The organism is Nonomuraea sp. LP-02, assembly GCF_036289125.1.
In the GTDB taxonomy this organism is placed as follows: domain Bacteria; phylum Actinomycetota; class Actinomycetes; order Streptosporangiales; family Streptosporangiaceae; genus Nonomuraea; species Nonomuraea bangladeshensis.
In genome coordinates, this window is sequence record NZ_JAXCLK010000002.1 from 429,299 (window position 1) to 445,706 (window position 16,408).

Below are 16,408 nucleotides of genomic sequence, written 5' to 3' on the forward strand. Positions count from 1 at the left end.
TCGACGTATGCGGATCAGAAGTATTCGGATGACTAGAACGGTGGAATCATATGCTGACCACTGTGACCGATGAAGAGTCCGCCCGGACCCACGCGGCGTCCCACTCGGTGTCGCTGGAGCGCGGGCTGAGCATCCTGGACGCGTTCACCGGCGACCGCTCGGTGCTGGGGATCGCCGACCTGGCCCGCGCCGTGGGGCTGAACAAGAGCACCACGCACCGCTACGTCGCCACGCTCACCTCGCTGCAGTACCTGCAGCAGGACCCGGAGACGAAGAAGTACTTCCTCGGCCCGCGCGCCGTCGACCTGGGCTTCGCCGCGATCGACTCGATGGAGCTCACCCGCGTCACCGGGCCGCTGCTGCAGGCGCTGGCCGACGAGACGGGGTTCACCACCAGCGTGGCCGTCGCCGACGGGCCCGACGTCGTCTACGTCGACCGGCGGCGCAGCACCAGGCGCACGTCCCTGGCCATGGACCTCAACCTGCACGTCGGCTCGCGGCTGCCGGCCTACTGCACCTCGATGGGCAAGGTGCTGCTGGCCTACCGGGACCCGGCGGCGCTCCGGCAGGTCCTGGACCGCACCGACATGGCCCGCCGGGGGCCCAAGACCATCACCAACCGGGAGCAGCTGCTGGCCGCGCTGGCCAAGGTGCGCCAGAACGGGATCGCGGTCAACGACGAGGAGCTGGCCCCGGGCCTGCGCTCGTTCTCCGCGCCGCTGCGCGACCGTTCGGGCGACGTGGTGGCCGCGATCAACATCGCGGTCTACCTGACGATGGCCCCGACCACCGTCGAGGCGCTGGCGGGGCGGCTGGAGGCGCCGCTGCGGCGCACGGCCGCGGAGATCTCCCGGCGGCTCGGCTACCGGCCCTCGGCCTAGCTGCGTTCCAGTCAGTGAATTCGCGTTCCATTCCTTCGGACGTCCTGTTGCACGGGTGTTAACGGAGCCGTACGGTCAGGGTCACCTTCACGGCATTCCGCAGGTCGGAGCCCCGCCACGGCCACGAACCGGGCGGGCAGCCGACCCCTTTTTCTCGAAGAGCACCCCCAGATGTCCCCTCGGCGCGTATCGCCATGGACGGGACATCGTCCGGCATAAGGAGTCCTCGCGTGAGCGACGCTTCCCCCGGCGGCATGAACCGCCGATCCTTCCTCAGCGCGGTCGGCCTCGGCGCCGCCGCGATCGGCGGGGCGCCGCTGCTGAGCGCCTGCGGAGGCCTCAAGGGCACCGGCGCCTCGTCCTCCGACGTCCTCAAGATCGGCTACGTGAGCCCGCAGACCGGCGCGCTGGCCGGCTTCGCCACCGCCGACAACTTCGTGGTCAAGCAGGTCACCGAGGCGCTACGCAACGGCTTCACCGCCGGTGGGAAGAAGCGCACCGTCGAGATCATCGTCAAGGACACCCAGTCCAACCCCAACCGGGCCACCGAGGTGACCCGCCAGCTCATCAACAGCGACAAGGTGGACCTCATCGTCGGCTCCTCGACGCCGGACACCACCAACCCGGTGGCCGACCAGTGCGAGGCCAACGGCATCCCGAACGTCACCACCATCGCCCCCTGGGAGGCGTGGTGGAACGGCCGGGGCGGCAAGGACGGCGAGGGCTTCAAGTACACGACGCTGTTCTTCTTCGGCATGCAGGAGTTCGCCGACTGCTTCTTCCCCATGTGGGAGCGCATGGAGGTGGGCAACAAGAACGTCGCGGCCCTGTGGCCCAACGACACCGACGCCAACGCCTTCCGTCAGGGCCTCGGCCCGATGATCACCAAGGCTGGTTACGAGGTCGTGGACGGCGGCGCGTACCAGAACGGCGTCACCGACTTCAGCTCGCAGATCGCGAAGTTCAAGTCGTCGGAGGCCGAGCTGTTCACCTGCACCCCGATCCCGCCCGACTTCCAGACGTTCTGGAAGCAGGCCCGCCAGCAGGGGTTCAAGCCGAAGCTGGCCACCGTCGCCAAGGTCATGCTCTTCCCCTCCGAGGCCGAGGCCCTCGGCCCGCTCGCCAGCAACATCGCCACCGACTTCTGGTGGAGCCCGGCGCACCCGTACACGTCCACCCTGGACGGCAAGACCGCCCAGCAGCTCGCCGAGGACTTCGCCGCCACCGGCAAGCAGTGGACCCAGGCGCTCGGCTCGGTCTACTCGCTGTTCGAGATCGCCGTACAGGCGTTCAAGAACGCCGGCGACCCCAAGGACCGCGACGACGTGGCCGACAAACTGCGTACCATGAAGATCAACTGCATGAGCGGCGACCTGGACTTCACCGCCGGCCCCAAGCCCGGCATCGCCCTCCAGCACCCGGTCGGCGGCCAGTGGCGCAAGGGCACCAAGTTCCCCTGGGACGTGGCCATCGTGGACAACACCCCGAACAAGGCCGTGCCCATCGGGGGCGACCTGCTGCCGACCGGCGCATGATGACCGCGCCGCTGCTGCGCCTGGAGAGCCTGTCCAAGAGCTTCGGCCAGGTGACCGTCGCCCGGGACCTGGCCCTGTCGCTGGGACCGGGCGAGGCGCTGGGCATCGTCGGGCCGAACGGGGCCGGCAAGTCCAGCCTGTTCGCGATGATCTCCGGCGACCTGCGCCCGGACGCCGGCACGGTCTGGCTGGACGGGCGCGACGTCACCGGCGTCCCGCCGCACGCCCGCACCCGCGCCGGCATCGGCCGCACCTACCAGGTGCCGCGCCCGTTCACCCACCTCACCGTGTTCGAGAACGTCCTGGTGTGCGCGCACCAGGGCGCCGGGCTGCACGGCAAGCAGGCCTGGTCGCAGGCCATGGACGTGCTGGAGCGCACCGGGCTGGCCGACCTGGCCAACACCGCCGCCGGGCGGCTCACCCTGCTGCAGCGCAAGCGGCTGGAGGTGGCCCGCGCGCTCGGCACCGGCCCCCGGCTGCTGCTGCTCGACGAGGTCGCCGGCGGGCTCACCGAGCCCGAGGTGGCCGAGCTGGTCGAGGTCATCAGGCGGCTGCACGCCGACGGGCTCGGCATCGTGTGGATCGAGCACGTGGTGCACGCGCTGGTCAAGACCGTCGCCCGGATGATCTGCCTGGCCGGCGGCGACGTCGTCGCCGACGGCGAGCCGGTCGCGGTGCTCGCCGACGCCAAGGTACGCGAGCTGTACCTGGGCGGCGGCCCGGAGGCCGGCACAGCGGAGGAGGGATCGTGACCCTGCTGTCGATCCGCGACCTCACCGTGCACCACGGCCTGCTGCGCGCCGTGGACGGCGTCAGCCTGGAGCTGGAACGCGGCGAGGTCCTGGCCGTCATCGGCGCCAACGGCGCCGGCAAGTCCACGCTGCTGCGGGCCCTGGCCGGGCTCAACACCCCCACCTCGGGGACCGTGCACCTCGCGGGGCGCGACATCACCCGCTCCCCCGCCCACCAGCGGGTCTCGGCCGGGATCGCGCTGGTCCCGGAGGGCCGGCGGCTGTTCCGCTCCCTCACCGTCGAGGAGAACCTGCTCACCGGCACCTACCGCAAGCGCGGCGGCCCCTGGACCCTGGAACGGGTCTACGAGCTGTTCCCGTGGATGACCGAGCGGCGGCGCCAGAACGCGGCGCAGCTGTCCGGCGGCGAGCAGCAGGCCGTGGCCATCGGCCGGGCCCTGCTGACCAACCCCGACCTGCTGCTCGTCGACGAGCTGTCGCTGGGCCTGGCGCCGGTCATCGTGCGCCGCATCTACGAGACGCTGCCGGAGATCGTCGCCGCCGGCACCACCGCGCTCGTCGTCGAGCAGGACGTCTCGCAGGCCCTGCGCGTCGCCGACCGGGTGCACTGCCTGCTGGAAGGCCGCTCGGTGCTGGCGGGCCGGCCCGCGGAGCTCACCGCGGAGCAGGTCGAGCACGCGTACTTCGGCATCGGCGACCTCACGCAGGACGGGAAAGACTGACATGCAATGGTTCAACGCGGTGGTCCAGGGACTGCTGCTCGGCGGCCTGTACGCGCTGTTCGCGACCGGCCTGTCGCTGATGTTCGGCGTGATGCGGATCGTCAACCTCGCCCACGGGGACCTGGCCGTCGTCGCCTCGTTCCTGGCCCTCGCCCTGGTCGGCGGCACCGGGCTGCCGCTGTGGGTGGTCATCGTGGTGACCGTGCCGCTGTTCGCGGTGCTCGGCTACCTCACCCAGCGGGTGCTGCTGCAGGGCAGCCTCTCGTCGGGGCCGCTGGCCACCCTGCTGGTCACGTTCGGGCTGTCGATCGTGCTGCAGAACGTGCTGCTGGAGATCTTCTCCGCCGACACGCGGACCCTGGACGGCGGCTCGTTCGCCACCTCCTCCTTCCAGCTCGCGGACTCCGTCACCGTCGGCTGGCTGCCGCTGGTCACGTTCCTGCTGGCCTGCGCCGTGCTGGCCGGCATCCAGGTGTTCCTGACGCGCACCGGGCTCGGCAGGATGCTGCGCGCCTCCTCCGACGACCGCGAGACCGCGAACCTGGTGGGCGCCGACAGCCGGCACGTGTACGGCGTCGCCACCGCCATCGCCTTCGCCACCGTGGCGCTGGCCGGGCTGATGTTCGCGGTGCGCTCGTCGTTCGACCCGGCCACCGGCCCGTCCCGGCTGATCTTCGCGTTCGAGGCGGTCGTCATCGGCGGGCTCGGCTCGCTGTGGGGGACGCTGCTGGGCGGCATCGTGCTGGGCGTCACCCAGTCGCTCGGCTCCCAGATCGACCCGGCGATGACGCTGCTCGCCGGACACCTCGTCTTCCTCGCCGTGCTGGCCTTCCGGCCGCAGGGCCTGCTCGCCGGACGGACCACATGAGCCTCTCCCATCTGCTGACCGAGCGGGCGGCGGCCGCCGTGGACGTGCGCCGCGCCGCCCGCACCTCCAAGGTGTCGGGCGGGGCGATGCTCGCCGTCGTGGTGCTGCTCGCGGCGCTGCCGTACGTGGTGTTCAGCGACATCACCGACACGCTCGTCAACTTCTACGTGCTGGTCGCGCTGGCGAGCATGTGGAACCTGCTGGCCGGGTTCGGCGGCCTGGTCTCGGTCGGCCAGCAGGCCTTCGTCGGGATCGGCGCCTACAGCGTGATCGCATTGGCCGACCTGGGGGTGCAGCCGTACCTGGCGGTGCCGCTGGCCGCGCTCACCTGCGTGGTGTTCGCGGTGCCCACCTCGTGGCTGGCCTTCCGGCTGCGCGGCGACTACTTCGCCGTCGGCACGTGGGTGATCGCCGAGGTGTACCGGCTGCTGGTGGTGCGCGTCGACGCCCTGGGCGGCGCCAGCGGCAAGGGCCTGGCCGGGCTGTCCGGCCTGGACCCCGCGCTGCGCGGCGCGCTGACCTACTGGGTGGCGCTGGCGCTCACCCTCGCCACCGTCGGCGGCTGCTACCTGCTGCTGCGCGGCCGGGTGGGGTTGTCGCTGATGGCGGTGCGCGACGAGGAGACCGCCGCGAGCGCCGCCGGCATCGACGTGACGCGGGCCAAGCGGATCGTGTACCTGGTGGCGGCCGCCGGGACCGGCGCGGCGGGCGGGGTGATCACGGTCAGCTCGCTCAGCGTCAACCCGGACGCGATCTTCAACGTGCAGTGGTCGGCGTACATGATCTTCATCGTGGTCATCGGCGGCATCGGCTTCGTCGAGGGGCCGCTGCTGGGCGCGGTGGTGTTCTTCGCGCTGCAGCAGCTGCTGGCCGACTACGGCTCGTGGTACCTGGTGCTTCTCGGCGCCGTCGGCATCGCCGCCGCGCGGTGGCTGCCGGGCGGGCTCTGGGGGCTGGTACGCGACCGGACCGGGCTGAGCCTGTTCCCCGTGGGCTACCACGTACGGGACCCCGGCCATGCGCGTTGACACCGTCGCCGCGGCGTCGGCGGCCATCGCGCGCGGCGAGCTGTCGCCGGTCGAGCTGACCGAGCACCTGCTGGACCGGATCGCCGCCACCGAACCGGCGCTGCACGCCTACGCCACCGTCACCGCCGAGGCCGCGCTCGCCCGCGCGAAGACCCTCGCCGGCGAGCCGCCGCGCGGCCCGCTGCACGGCATCCCGATCGGCGTCAAGGACCTCATCGACACGGCCGGCGTACGGACCAGCTACGGCTCGCCCCGCTTCGCCGGACACGTTCCGGACCGGGACGCGACGGCGGTGACCCGGCTGCTGGAGGCCGGGACGGTGATCCTCGGCAAGCACACCACGCACGAGCTGGCCTGGGGCGGGCGTACCGACAGCGCGTACTTCGGCCCCACGCACAACCCGTACCGGCGCGGCCGCATCCCCGGCGGCTCGTCCGGCGGGTCGGCGGCCTCGGTCGCCGCCGGCAGCTCTCTGGGCGGGCTCGGCTCCGACACGGCCGGGAGCGTACGCATCCCCGCCGCGCTCAGCGGCTGCGTCGGCCTCAAGCCGAGCCGCGGCCGGATCCCGCTGGACGGCGTGCTGCCGCTGGCCCCGTCGCTGGACCACCTCGGCGTCCTGGCCCGCACCGTGGACGACGCGGCGCTGCTCATGGACGGACTCGCCGGCCCTCTCCCAGGCGAACCACCGGAACGGCTGCGGGTCGGCTGGCTGGGCGGCTGGTTCGGCGCGGTGCTCGCGCCCGAGGTGCGCGCGGCGCTCGACGCCGTACGGGCCCGGCTGGAGGACGCCGGAGTGACCGTCGTGGACGTCGCCGTCCCGGACGAGCCGCTGATGCCGGAGGCACCGCTGGCCAGGATCGTCCGCGAGGCCGGCACCTACCACCGGGCCGCCTTCGCCGAGCGTCCGGAGCTGTTCGGGCCGGACGTCGCCGAGCTGATGCGGCTGCCCGCGCCGCCCGCCGAGCAGGTGGAGCGGCAGGAGGCCGCGCTGGGCCGGATCGTCGCCGCGCTGCGCTCCGCGCTCGACGGCTGCGACGTGCTGGCCTGCGCCACCGTGCCGGTGACGGCCCCGCCGATCGGCGCGGACACCGTCACCGTGGACGGCCGCGAGTGGCCCGTCGAATTCGTGCTGACCCGGCTGACCGCGCCGTTCAACGCGGCCGGCCTGCCGGCGATCACGGTGCCCGTGGCCCTGGCCGGCGGCCTGCCGATCGGGCTGCAACTCGCCGGCGGCCCGCTGCGCGACCCGACGGTGCTGGCCGCGGCCCGCCTCGTCCAGCGGCTCACCCCTCGCCTGCCGCCCCCCGCCATCCGTAGCGAAGGAGATCAACGATGAGAGTGACGGCCGCGGTCGTCGACGAGCTCGGCGGGCGCTTCCACGTCGAAGAACTCGACCTCGACGAGCCGGGACCGGGCGAAGCCCTGGTACGCGTGGTCGCCTCCGGCATCTGCCACACCGACACGATCACCCGGCACGGCGACCTGCCGATGCCGTTCCCTGCCGTGCTCGGCCACGAAGGCGCCGGCGAGGTCGTGGCGGTCGGCGACGGCGTCACCTCCGTACGGCCGGGCGACCATGTGGTCATCGGCTGGCCCTCGTGCGGCACCTGCCGCAACTGCCGCGACGGCGAACCCCGCTACTGCGCCCGCCTCGGCGAGGCGCTGTGCGGCGGCGGCCGCCTGCTGGGCCCGCGGGCCGGCCAGAGCGCGCTGCGCAGGCCGGACGGATCGCCCGTGCACAGCCACTTCTTCGGCCAGTCGTCGTTCTCCACCTACGCGCTCACCTGGGCGGACGCCCTCGTCGTCGTGCCCCGGGACGCGCCGCTGGAGCTGCTCGGCCCGCTCGCCTGCGGCATCGCCACCGGAGCGGGCGCGGTGCTGAACACCGTCAAGCCCGGCCCCGGATCCAGCCTGGTGATCTACGGGGCCGGCGCGGTCGGCCTGGCCGCGGTGATGGCGGCCAGGCTGTCGCCCGCCACGAAGATCATCGCGGTGGACCGGCACCCCTCCCGGCTGGAACTGGCGAAGGAGTTCGGCGCCACCCACACCATCGACGCCTCGCGGACCGACCCCGTCGCCGACGTGCACCGCATCTGCGACGGCCCCGCCGATGCCGCCCTGGAGTGCACCGGCGTCATCCCCGTCGTACGCCAGGCGGCCGACAGCGTCGGCATGCTGGGCACCTGCGTCCTCATCGGCGGCGCCCCGGCAGGCGCCGAGTTCGCCCTCGACCACCTGACGACGTTGTGGGGCAAACGCATCGTCGGCACCCTCGGCGGCAGCGGCCGCAGCGAGACGCTCATCCCCACCCTGATCGAGCTGCACCGGCAGGGACGCTTCCCCTTCGACCGGCTGGTCCGCTTCTACGACCTGGCCGACATCGAGACGGCACTGGAAGACAGTCACCGGGGCGACGTGCTCAAGCCCGTCCTTCGTATTAAGGATTAATCATGACTATCACCCGCGAACTGCTCATCGGCGGCAAGAGCGTGCCCGCGCGGTCCGGCCGTACCACCGCCGACTTCAACCCCTACACCGGACAGCCGTACGCCACCGTGGCCGCGGCCGGCCCCGAGGACGTGACCCTCGCCGTGGACGCGGCGCAGGCCGCCTTCGACGACTGGGCGGCGCTCAGCCCCTTCGCCCGCCGCGCGATCTTCCTCAAGGCCGCCGACCTGCTCCAGGAACGCGGCGAGCAGGCGGCCGCCCTCATGGCGGGCGAGGTCGGCGGCACCCGGCCCTGGGCCCTGTTCAACGTCGGCCTGGCCGCGAACATGCTGCGCGAGGCCGCCGCCGCGATCACCGCCCCCCGCGGCGACGTGCTCACCGCGCAGGAGGAAGGCGCGCTCGGCCTGGCCGTACGCGAGCCCGTCGGCGTGGTCGCCGCCTTCTCCCCCTGGAACGCGCCCCTCATCCTCGGCGTCCGCTCGGTGGCCGCCGCGCTCGCCGCCGGCAACACCGTCGTCATGAAGCCCAGCGAGGACGCGCCGATCGCCTGCGGCCTGTTCGTCGCCGACGTGCTGGCCGAGGCCGGGCTCCCCGACGGGGTGCTCAACGTCGTCACCAACGACCCGGCCGACGCCGCGCAGATCGCCGAGACGCTCATCGCCGACCCGCGCGTCCGCGCCGTCAACTTCACCGGCTCCACCGAGGTCGGCCGCATCATCGGCACTCACGCCGCCCGGCACCTCAAGCCCGCCATGCTGGAGCTCGGCGGCAAGAACGCCATCATCGTGCTCGACGACGCCGACCTGGACTACGCGGTGGACGCGGCGACGTTCGGCGTGTTCATGAACGCCGGGCAGATCTGCATGTCCGGCGACCGCGTCCTGGTGCACGAGTCGCTGGCCGAGGAGTTCACGGCCAGGTTCGCCGCCAAGGTCGCCGCGCTGCCCGCCGGCGACCCGGCCGAGCCCACGACGGTCATCGGGCCGCTGGTCTCGGCCGCCGCCGCGCGGCGCGTGGCCGCCCTCGTCAGCGACGCCGTCGCCAAGGGCGCCACCGTCGTGACCGGAGGAGGCGAGCCGGAGGGCGCGGTCCACCCGGCGACCGTCCTGACCGGCGTGCCCGGCGACGCCGACCTGTACTACGGCGAAGGCTTCGGCCCGATCTGCGTCATCGACACCTTCGCCACCGACGAGGAGGCGATCGCCAAGGCCAACGACACCGACCACGGCCTGACCGCCGGCATCATCACCGAGAACGGCACCCACGGGCTGCGCGTGGCCCGCCGGCTGCAGACCGGCATCGTGCACATCAACGACCAGTCGGTCGCCGACGAGCCGCAGGCCCCGTTCGGCGGCTTCAAGTCCTCCGGCTACGGACGCTTCGGCGGCCGGTGGGGCATCGAGGCGTTCACCAACACCCGCTGGATCACCCTGGCGACCCAGCACGCCCACTACCCCTTCTAGGGTGCGCTGACGACGTCGGCGAGCGGGGTGGCGGCGTGACCCGTCAGGCGGGGCACGTCGTCGCTCACCCCGTCGAGCTGCCCCGCCGCGATGGCGGTGTAGGTGGACACCCACGCGTCGACCTGCCAGCCCGGGGCGCCGTAGGAGGCGCGGGAGCGATGGGCCTCCTCCACCGTCTCGGGCCGGTAGGTGATCGTACGGCCGCTCGCCCGCGACAGGATCGCGGCGACCTCCGTCAGGGTGAGCGCGTGCGGGCCGGTCAGGTCGTACGTGCGGCCGGCGTGCTCGTCCGGCCGTAGCAGTACGGCGGTGGCGGCGTCGGCGATGTCGTCCTGAGCCACGACCGCGGCCCGGCCCTCCCCCGCCGGGCCGCGGATGACGCCGTCCTCGCCCACCAGGGCGGGCATGAAGTCGGCGTAGAGGTTGTCGCGCAGGAAGGTGAAGGACATCCCGCTGCCGCGCAGGTGCTGCTCGGTGGCCCAGTGGTCACGTGCCAGGGTGAAGACGGCGTCCGGCGCGGCACCGAAGAACGACAGGTAGACCACGTGCCGGACCCCTGCCTGCGCGGCGGCGTCCACGAACGCCCGCTGCCGGTCCAGGCGGTCGGGTGACTCGGAGGCCGAGACCATGAAGAGCACCTCGACGCCTTCCAGGGCGGCGGCCGCGCCGGGCTCGCCGTAGGCGCAGCGGACCGCGGTCGTGCCGGGCAGGTCCGGGGCGCGGCCGGGGTCGCGCACCGCCAGACGCTGCGGCACCCCGGCCGCGGCGAGTCTGCGGGCGACCCGGCCGCCGACGTGGCCGGTCGCTCCCGTCACGGCGATCTTCGTCTGATCGGGCTGGGTCACTGTGGGTCTCCTTGGCGGTGTGGCTCAGCCATTCTCGCAGCCGGGCCGCGGCAGGGGCTTCGCGCCGCCGTCCGCCGCCAGGCGGGTGAGCCACTCGCGCAGCAGGTGCTGCTCGGCGTCGCTCAGGACATCGGCCTCATCGGGGAGAGCCGCGCGCAGCGCGCGGGCCGCCGCCGCGGGGCCGGTCTCCGCGACGGGGACCGTCGGTTCGGCGCGGGTGATGGCGGCGACCATGGCCTCGCGGAGGACGGTCAGCAGCGCCGGATTGCGGCGTTCCGGCGGGGTGGAGTGCCAGGTGATGACCGCGCCTCGGCCGGTGGCCTGGATGATCTGGGCGGCCAGTTCCTCGTCGACCCGCAGCCACCCCCCGGCCGCCAGCCGGCGCACCCGGCCATGGAGGATCTCCAGGCCCGCGCGGTGTGCCATGTCCGCCCCCCGGCCGGTGGCCCTGTTCATCACCGTGAACAGCTCGGGGCGGGAGATCCCGAACTCCACGACCGTGTCCCAGCCGCGGCGCAGGTCCTCCACCGCGTCCTGCGGTTCGGGGTCGAGCAGCGCGCGCTTGCTCTCCAGGAACTGGGCGTAGCCGTGCTCGGCGACGGCCTCCAGGAGCCCTTCCTTGTCGCCGAAGAGACGGTAGATCGCCGGCGGCTGCATTCCGGCCGCCGCGGCGACCGCGCGGGTGCTCACCGCGTCCGGGCCGCCGTTCTCCAGGAGCTCGACGGCCGCCTCGACGATGCGGCGACGAGGGCTGTCGGTGGTGTCGCGGGTAGCCATGTACCAACGATACCGAGGATTTGGTTCCACTGATATTCCAGTGTTAACGTCACAGTGATTCCACTGGAAACAGCGTGGGGAGAACACTGTGATCATCGTGACCGGAGCCACCGGAAAGCTCGGCCGCAGCACTGTCGAACGCCTCCTGGAGCGCGTCCCCGCCGACCGCGTCGGCGTCAGCGTCCGCGATCCCCGCAAGGCCCAGGACCTCGCCGACCGCGGCGTCCGCGTCCGGCAGGGCGACTTCGACGATCCCGCCTCGCTCGTGCACTCCTTCGAGGGGGCCGAGCAGCTGCTCCTCGTCTCCCTCGACCGCGTCGGCGAGGAGTGCGTCACCGGCCACCGCACCGCCATCGACGCCGCCGTGAAGGCCGGCGTCGGCCGCATCCTCTACACCAGCCAGATGGGCGCCGCCCACGACTCCCGCTTCCAGGCGTGCCGCGACCACGCCCGTACCGAGGACCTGCTGCGCGCCACCGGCCTGCCCTGGACCGCGCTGCGCAACGGCTTCTACGCGGCCAGCGCCCTGCACTTCCTGGAGCCCGCCCGCCACACCGGCGACATCGCCCTCCCCGCCGACGGCCCCGTCGCCTGGACCGGCCACGACGACCTCGCCGAGGCCACCGCCGCGATCCTCGCCGACGAGGGCCGCTTCGAGGGGCCCACCCCGCCGCTCACTGGCCCGGCGGCGCTCGACTTCGGCGCCGTCGCCGAGATCGCGTCCCAGGCCACCGGACGGCCCTTCACCCGCACCGTCGTCACCGACGACGCCTTCCACGAGCAGTTCCTGGCGCACGGCGCCCCGGCCCCGATCGCCGACCTGATGGTGAGCATCTTCGCGGCGGCGCGGAACGGCGAGTTCACCGCCGTCGACCCGACGCTCGCCGAGCTGATCGGGCGGGAGCCCGCCACCTTCGGCGCCCTGCTGGAGCGCGCCTGGGCCGAATAGACCCGAGCCACCGCCACAGGGAGTGCCACCAGGGCGAGCGCGGCCGCCGCCGTCCGCGCGCTCGCCACTCCCTGGCGGGGTCCTTCACCTCCGGCGGTCAGCTCCAGGGCGGGTAGACGCGGTCCCCGGCGGTTCTGGTGTCCTCGCGGGTCTGCGCCCTGATCGCGTGGGTCACGCAGACCTTGTCGCCGATGAACGCCTCCCGCCAGACGTAGCCGTCGATGCAGGTCTGCGGCCCGTACGGTCCGTTGGTCCAGCGTGAGGGGGCGGCCGCGTTGTCCGCGTGCACCTGGTCGTACGTCTCCTGGGTCACGCAGACGTGGTCACTGTCGTCGGCGCCGCGCCACAGGTAGCCGGACTTGCAGGTGTTCGGGCCGAAGAAGTGCTTGGTCGGGTTGATCCGGCCGGCCGCGTTCTTGTTGTCGCTGATGACCTGCAGCGCGGTGCGCTGGGACACGCACACCGTGTCGTGCGGCACGACCTTGCGGTAGGTCCGGTTCAGGATGCACCTGCCGTACTCGTCCTCCCAGTTGCCCGCGTCCGCGTTGTCGGCCGCGGCCTGGTCGCGGGTGGCGGGGGTGACGCACACCCGGTCGCCCGGTACGGCGTCGCGGAAGACGTACCCGGCCACGCACTTGTCAGGCATGCTGGTGGTCACCGTCACGGTGGCCACCTCGTCGTTCACCGCGTTGATCGCGATGGTGACGCCGTTGGCGTTCACCGACCGCACGGGCCAACGGGTGCCGAGGTCGAGCAGCAGGATGGACCGGCCTTTGTTGACCTCGTGGATGAGGGGGATGGCCTCGCTCACGCCCGTCTTCTTGCGGAACTCGACGGTGTAGTAGTGGTTCAGGTCGGCCGGGTCGAACGGGACGCGCAGCAGCAACGCTCCCGGCAGATCCTGACGCTCCAGCGGAGCCAGCTGCACGGTCATGCTCGTACGGCCGCCTTGCCCGCGGGCAGGAACAGCTCCTCGAAGTACGACGGCGGCTGGGGTTCCTCGGGATGGTCGGCGAACTTGCACAGCAGGATCGACCAGGGCAGATAGCCCTGCACGGGGGTCGCATGGGCGGCCTGCCCGGGTAACAGCAGGCCGCCGATGAGCGCGGCGAAGGCGAGTACCAGAAGTCTTCTCACGGTCGCCATGAAGTCATCGCGAGCGTGCGGACCGGTTGTGCGTCAATGGTGATCAAGTCCGCCGCCGGCAAAATCCCCGGTCAGCCGGGCAGCAAGGGCTTGCGGACGGCTGAGCGCGACGTTGTGCCCCCCGTCGATCTCGTCCGGCACGATACCCAGTCGTTCACGGACAACGCGACGCAGGAACGTGGCCGGCAGGAACCGATCGCCGCGGCACAGCAGGAAAGAGGTCGGTGTGGACGGCCACGTGGCCAGCGGCCACGGCTCGGCGAAGGGCGTGGCGGACTGGTCGCGGACATTCCGTCGTGCCTCGGCCGCGAGGTCGGGCGGGACATCGTGGAAGAACAGCGCGGTCTCGTCGTCCGGGGCGCGGCCGTCACGCTCGTCCTGCTCGCGCCGGGCCGCCTCCCAGCCGGTGCTCGTCCACCACTCACCCGGGGGCTCGCCCGGAGCGGGCACCATGCCGGCCACCAGGACGAGTCGCCTGACGGGAACGCGTTCACAGACGAGCGGCGCGGTGAAGCCGCCGAAGGAGTGCGCGACGACGATCACATCGGTACGCACGCCGACGGCCTTGATCACCGTGTCCGCGTAGTCGTGCAGCGTGGCCGAGTCGTCGTCACAGGGCAGATCGGGGGTGACGACGTCATGGCCACGGGCGCCGAGCTCGTCGGCCGTCAGGCGCCAGTACCGGGAGTCGGCCGCGGCACCGGGAATCAGCACGAAGGTGGTCATGCGAAAACCTCCACAGGAGACGGACATGTTCACGAACGGCCGCGGTGTTCGAATTCCTCGACGCTGACGCCTCCCGGCAGGCGCGAGGTGAAGTCCAGGACGCCGACCCACGTGGGGCGCACGGCGATGCGGGCCATCCGCGTCCCAGGGTGATCCACCGCCGCCACGTTGGCGGCCCCTTGCTCGGGCCCGGCGTAACGGTGCTGGGCCAGCACGTACTCCGGCACGATCCCGTCGACGTCGGTGACCTCCGCCCGCCCGCGGATGAGGAGCGTCTCGGGCGGCGTGGACGCCCTGTCGATGGTGAGGGCGATGTCAGGTCTGGCACGAAGCGCCCCGATCTTCCGCGCCCCCGCGAACGTGGACAGGACGATCTCGGCGCCGGTCCAGTGGAACAGCATGGGGAACACCCGGGGCGTGCCGTCGGCCGCGACGTAGGCCACCCGCGCCAGTTCGGTCGAGGCGAGCAGGCGCTGCGCGACCGGGCTGTTCAGCAGGCGGACATCGCCCTGCGGCAGGCTCATGACATCCGGCTGGTCGTCGGTCGTCATGCGAAGACTCCTCTCGTGGTGGACCGCGCCCGTCGCGGTCGGCACCTATTGAGACGGAGAAGGCTTCGAGAAGGGGGCACCGTCCGCGGGCCATACGGGGGGCAACCCGAAAGCGGCGAACAGCCTCGGCTCGAAGACCGTGATCTCGGCGATCCGCCCGTGCTCGATCCTCAGCACGTTGAGCGCCTGGGCGCGGTACTCGCGCTCGCCCAGCCTGCGGAGATAGCCGGCCAGCGCGGGCTGAAGGTTCGCTCCCGTGATCACACCGCGCCACTGTCCGCCGGACAAAGGCGAGCCGGGGCCGAAAGCCTGGGCGGCGAACGCCGCGACCGCGTCCCGGCCGACGAACCAGTACGGCAGCGGCGGCATGGTCATCCGCACGTCATCGCTCAGCAACGTCGCGAAGGCGGCGGCGTCCGTCCTGTCATGGGCGTCCATGAGGCGTTGCAGCAGTTCGCGCTCGCTCACGGTCAGAGCCCTTGAGGGCGACCACCCGAGCCGCTGCCGCGGAAGCTGGTCGCGCAGGATGGACCGTGCCCGCTTCAGGGCGCTCTTGACGGATTCGACGCTGCTGTCGAGTTGCGCGGCGGTCTCCTTGGCCGACCAGCCGAGGACGTCGCGCAGGATCAGTACCGCCCGCTGCCGGGGGGACAGATGCTGGATGGCGGCCAAAAACGCCAGTTCGATGGTCTCCCTGCCGATCACGGCGGCTTCCGGCTCCTCGCCGAAGGCCAGCAGGTGGTCCGGGTACGGCTGCAGCCAGGCAATCTCCGCCGGAGGTTCCTGCCCCTCCACCCGATCGCGGGCCACGGGCCGGCGCCGTTGGCGATCGAGAAAGTCCAGGCAGGCGTTCGTGGCGATCCTGTAGAGCCACGCCCGCACAGTGGACTGCCCTCGAAACGTCTCGCGGGCGCGCCAGGCCCGCAAGAACGTCTCCTGCGTCAGGTCCTGCGCCTCCTCGAACGAGCCCAGCATCCGATAGCAGTGCACCTGTATCTCGCGCTGGTGCCGCTCGACGAGCCGGCCGAACGCGTCCTCGTCATCGGCCATCACAAAGGTCACCTGCCGCGTGCACATCCTTCGGTCGGGACAGAGTAGTACGGCACTCATGGGCCTGGCCGCGCCGGCGGCTTCAGAAGCGCCAGCGGGTCGCGGTCAGGCCGTCCGAGCCGTAGCCAAAGGCACGAAGCGGCGTGATCCTGTAGAAACCGTACTCCGGGGAGCCGGGCAGGCCGTCGTCGTGGACGCGGCCGCCGCGCAGCGACAAGGGCCACCCGTACTTGGTCAGGAAGGCGCCGGCCACCTCCTGCTGCCGCGCCGGGTCCAGGACGGGGACGGCCGTGCCTTCGAGGACGAGGTCGAGGTCCGGGCCGGCCACGGTGAGGACGCAGTGGCCGCTGTGGGCGAGGTTCCTGCCCTTGCGAGAGCCGGGCCGGGTGGTGAAGCACACGCTCTCATCGGCCCAGACGGGCATCAGCGGCATGGCGTGGGGGCGTCCGTCGGGCCGTACGGTGGACAGCCAGGCTTTCGGCGCCTGCCGCAGGCAGGCCACGGCCTGTGCCCAGGGTTTCACGGTCGTCGCGTCGGTGCTCATCGGTGTCGCGTCGGCGTCGCTGAACAACAGTTCGGCGACTGGGGTCGGTGCGGGCATGGCGGAGGTCTCCCTTTCGGGTCGGTCCAGTTTCTGCCGAGCGTTCGACGCCCCGGCCGGTGGTGG

Annotated in this window: 18 protein-coding genes; 10 read left to right on the forward strand and 8 right to left on the reverse strand. The window is 72.2% G+C overall.

Features of this window, described 5'->3' with window-relative positions; all coding sequences use genetic code 11:
• Positions 1-62: 62 nt before the first annotated feature.
• The 9 genes from SMD20_RS45210 to SMD20_RS45250 all read left to right on the forward strand — a co-directional run bounded on the left by SMD20_RS45210 (position 63) and on the right by SMD20_RS45250 (position 9,697).
• On the forward strand, positions 63-881 hold the full coding sequence (locus SMD20_RS45210) for an IclR family transcriptional regulator (protein ID WP_329593600.1): 819 nt from the start codon (positions 63-65) through the stop codon (positions 879-881).
• Between the two features lie 230 nt (positions 882-1,111).
• Complete coding sequence (locus SMD20_RS45215; protein WP_329593602.1) at positions 1,112-2,416, forward strand: ABC transporter substrate-binding protein; 1,305 nt, start codon at positions 1,112-1,114, stop codon at positions 2,414-2,416.
• A complete protein-coding gene (locus SMD20_RS45220; protein WP_329593603.1) occupies positions 2,413-3,168 on the forward strand; it encodes an ABC transporter ATP-binding protein in 756 nt (251 codons plus the stop codon). Before SMD20_RS45215 ends, SMD20_RS45220 begins: the two co-directional genes overlap by 4 nt.
• The gene (locus SMD20_RS45225) at positions 3,165-3,890 is read left to right on the forward strand and encodes an ABC transporter ATP-binding protein (RefSeq protein WP_329593605.1); all 726 of its coding nucleotides are present in this window, start codon (positions 3,165-3,167) and stop codon (positions 3,888-3,890) included. Before SMD20_RS45220 ends, SMD20_RS45225 begins: the two co-directional genes overlap by 4 nt.
• Before the next feature lies 1 nt (position 3,891).
• Positions 3,892-4,758 (forward strand): branched-chain amino acid ABC transporter permease, encoded by an 867-nt coding sequence (locus SMD20_RS45230; protein WP_329593607.1) that lies wholly within the window; start codon positions 3,892-3,894, stop codon positions 4,756-4,758.
• Positions 4,755-5,786 (forward strand): branched-chain amino acid ABC transporter permease, encoded by a 1,032-nt coding sequence (locus tag SMD20_RS45235; RefSeq protein WP_329593608.1) that lies wholly within the window; start codon positions 4,755-4,757, stop codon positions 5,784-5,786. Before SMD20_RS45230 ends, SMD20_RS45235 begins: the two co-directional genes overlap by 4 nt.
• Positions 5,776-7,122 carry an amidase gene (locus SMD20_RS45240; RefSeq protein ID WP_329593610.1) on the forward strand — a complete coding sequence of 449 codons (1,347 nt, stop codon included), beginning with the start codon at positions 5,776-5,778 and terminating at the stop codon, positions 7,120-7,122. The genes SMD20_RS45235 and SMD20_RS45240 overlap by 11 nt, the downstream gene beginning before the upstream one ends.
• Complete coding sequence (locus tag SMD20_RS45245) at positions 7,119-8,234, forward strand: NAD(P)-dependent alcohol dehydrogenase (RefSeq protein ID WP_329593612.1); 1,116 nt, start codon at positions 7,119-7,121, stop codon at positions 8,232-8,234. The genes SMD20_RS45240 and SMD20_RS45245 overlap by 4 nt, the downstream gene beginning before the upstream one ends.
• Before the next feature lie 2 nt (positions 8,235-8,236).
• A complete protein-coding gene (locus SMD20_RS45250) occupies positions 8,237-9,697 on the forward strand; it encodes an aldehyde dehydrogenase family protein (protein WP_329593614.1) in 1,461 nt (486 codons plus the stop codon).
• On the opposite strand, the gene SMD20_RS45255 is transcribed toward SMD20_RS45250, so the two are convergent.
• A complete protein-coding gene (locus SMD20_RS45255; protein ID WP_329594759.1) occupies positions 9,694-10,512 on the reverse strand; it encodes an SDR family oxidoreductase in 819 nt (272 codons plus the stop codon). The two genes, SMD20_RS45250 and SMD20_RS45255, sit on opposite strands and share 4 nt — an antisense overlap.
• A 54-nt stretch (positions 10,513-10,566) precedes the next feature.
• On the reverse strand, positions 10,567-11,319 hold the full coding sequence (locus tag SMD20_RS45260; RefSeq protein ID WP_329593616.1) for a TetR/AcrR family transcriptional regulator: 753 nt from the start codon (positions 11,317-11,319) through the stop codon (positions 10,567-10,569).
• A gap of 88 nt (positions 11,320-11,407) precedes the next feature.
• Between SMD20_RS45260 and SMD20_RS45265 the strand changes: the two genes are divergently transcribed.
• Positions 11,408-12,268 (forward strand): SDR family oxidoreductase, encoded by an 861-nt coding sequence (locus SMD20_RS45265; RefSeq protein ID WP_329593618.1) that lies wholly within the window; start codon positions 11,408-11,410, stop codon positions 12,266-12,268.
• A gap of 97 nt (positions 12,269-12,365) precedes the next feature.
• Here the strand turns inward: SMD20_RS45265 and SMD20_RS45270 are convergent, their stop codons facing one another.
• The 6 genes from SMD20_RS45270 to SMD20_RS45295 all read right to left on the reverse strand — a co-directional run bounded on the left by SMD20_RS45270 (position 12,366) and on the right by SMD20_RS45295 (position 16,342).
• On the reverse strand, positions 12,366-13,202 hold the full coding sequence (locus SMD20_RS45270; protein WP_329593619.1) for a hypothetical protein: 837 nt from the start codon (positions 13,200-13,202) through the stop codon (positions 12,366-12,368).
• Entirely contained in the window at positions 13,199-13,405 is a 207-nt protein-coding gene (locus SMD20_RS45275; RefSeq protein WP_329593621.1) for a hypothetical protein, read from the reverse strand. Before SMD20_RS45275 ends, SMD20_RS45270 begins: the two co-directional genes overlap by 4 nt.
• A 42-nt stretch (positions 13,406-13,447) precedes the next feature.
• Positions 13,448-14,140 carry an alpha/beta fold hydrolase gene (locus SMD20_RS45280; protein ID WP_329593623.1) on the reverse strand — a complete coding sequence of 231 codons (693 nt, stop codon included), beginning with the start codon at positions 14,138-14,140 and terminating at the stop codon, positions 13,448-13,450.
• Positions 14,141-14,169: 29 nt separating this feature from the next.
• Positions 14,170-14,691 carry a pyridoxamine 5'-phosphate oxidase family protein gene (locus tag SMD20_RS45285; RefSeq protein ID WP_329593625.1) on the reverse strand — a complete coding sequence of 174 codons (522 nt, stop codon included), beginning with the start codon at positions 14,689-14,691 and terminating at the stop codon, positions 14,170-14,172.
• 45 nt (positions 14,692-14,736) lie between these two features.
• Positions 14,737-15,753: an RNA polymerase subunit sigma-70 gene (locus SMD20_RS45290; protein ID WP_329593627.1), complete on the reverse strand. Its 1,017-nt coding sequence runs from the start codon at positions 15,751-15,753 to the stop codon at positions 14,737-14,739.
• A 70-nt stretch (positions 15,754-15,823) separates the two neighbouring features.
• Positions 15,824-16,342, reverse strand: coding sequence for a pyridoxamine 5'-phosphate oxidase family protein (locus tag SMD20_RS45295; protein ID WP_329593628.1), 519 nt, complete (start codon positions 16,340-16,342; stop codon positions 15,824-15,826).
• Between the last annotated feature and the right edge of the window lie 66 nt (positions 16,343-16,408).

Excerpts from the sequence above, each read along its gene's own strand:
- SMD20_RS45280 (WP_329593623.1), bottom strand. The coding sequence starts at position 14,140 with ATGACCACCTTCGTGCTGATTCCCGGTGCCGCGGCCGACTCCCGGTAC.
- SMD20_RS45270 (WP_329593619.1), bottom strand. The coding sequence starts at position 13,202 with ATGACCGTGCAGCTGGCTCCGCTGGAGCGTCAGGATCTGCCGGGAGCG.
- SMD20_RS45285 (WP_329593625.1), bottom strand. The coding sequence starts at position 14,691 with ATGACGACCGACGACCAGCCGGATGTCATGAGCCTGCCGCAGGGCGAT.
- SMD20_RS45245 (WP_329593612.1), top strand. The coding sequence starts at position 7,119 with ATGAGAGTGACGGCCGCGGTCGTCGACGAGCTCGGCGGGCGCTTCCAC.
- SMD20_RS45295 (WP_329593628.1), bottom strand. The coding sequence starts at position 16,342 with ATGCCCGCACCGACCCCAGTCGCCGAACTGTTGTTCAGCGACGCCGAC.
- SMD20_RS45220 (WP_329593603.1), top strand. The coding sequence starts at position 2,413 with ATGATGACCGCGCCGCTGCTGCGCCTGGAGAGCCTGTCCAAGAGCTTC.
- SMD20_RS45240 (WP_329593610.1), top strand. The coding sequence starts at position 5,776 with ATGCGCGTTGACACCGTCGCCGCGGCGTCGGCGGCCATCGCGCGCGGC.
- SMD20_RS45260 (WP_329593616.1), bottom strand. The coding sequence starts at position 11,319 with ATGGCTACCCGCGACACCACCGACAGCCCTCGTCGCCGCATCGTCGAG.
- SMD20_RS45235 (WP_329593608.1), top strand. The coding sequence starts at position 4,755 with ATGAGCCTCTCCCATCTGCTGACCGAGCGGGCGGCGGCCGCCGTGGAC.
- SMD20_RS45230 (WP_329593607.1), top strand. The coding sequence starts at position 3,892 with ATGCAATGGTTCAACGCGGTGGTCCAGGGACTGCTGCTCGGCGGCCTG.
- SMD20_RS45250 (WP_329593614.1), top strand. The coding sequence starts at position 8,237 with ATGACTATCACCCGCGAACTGCTCATCGGCGGCAAGAGCGTGCCCGCG.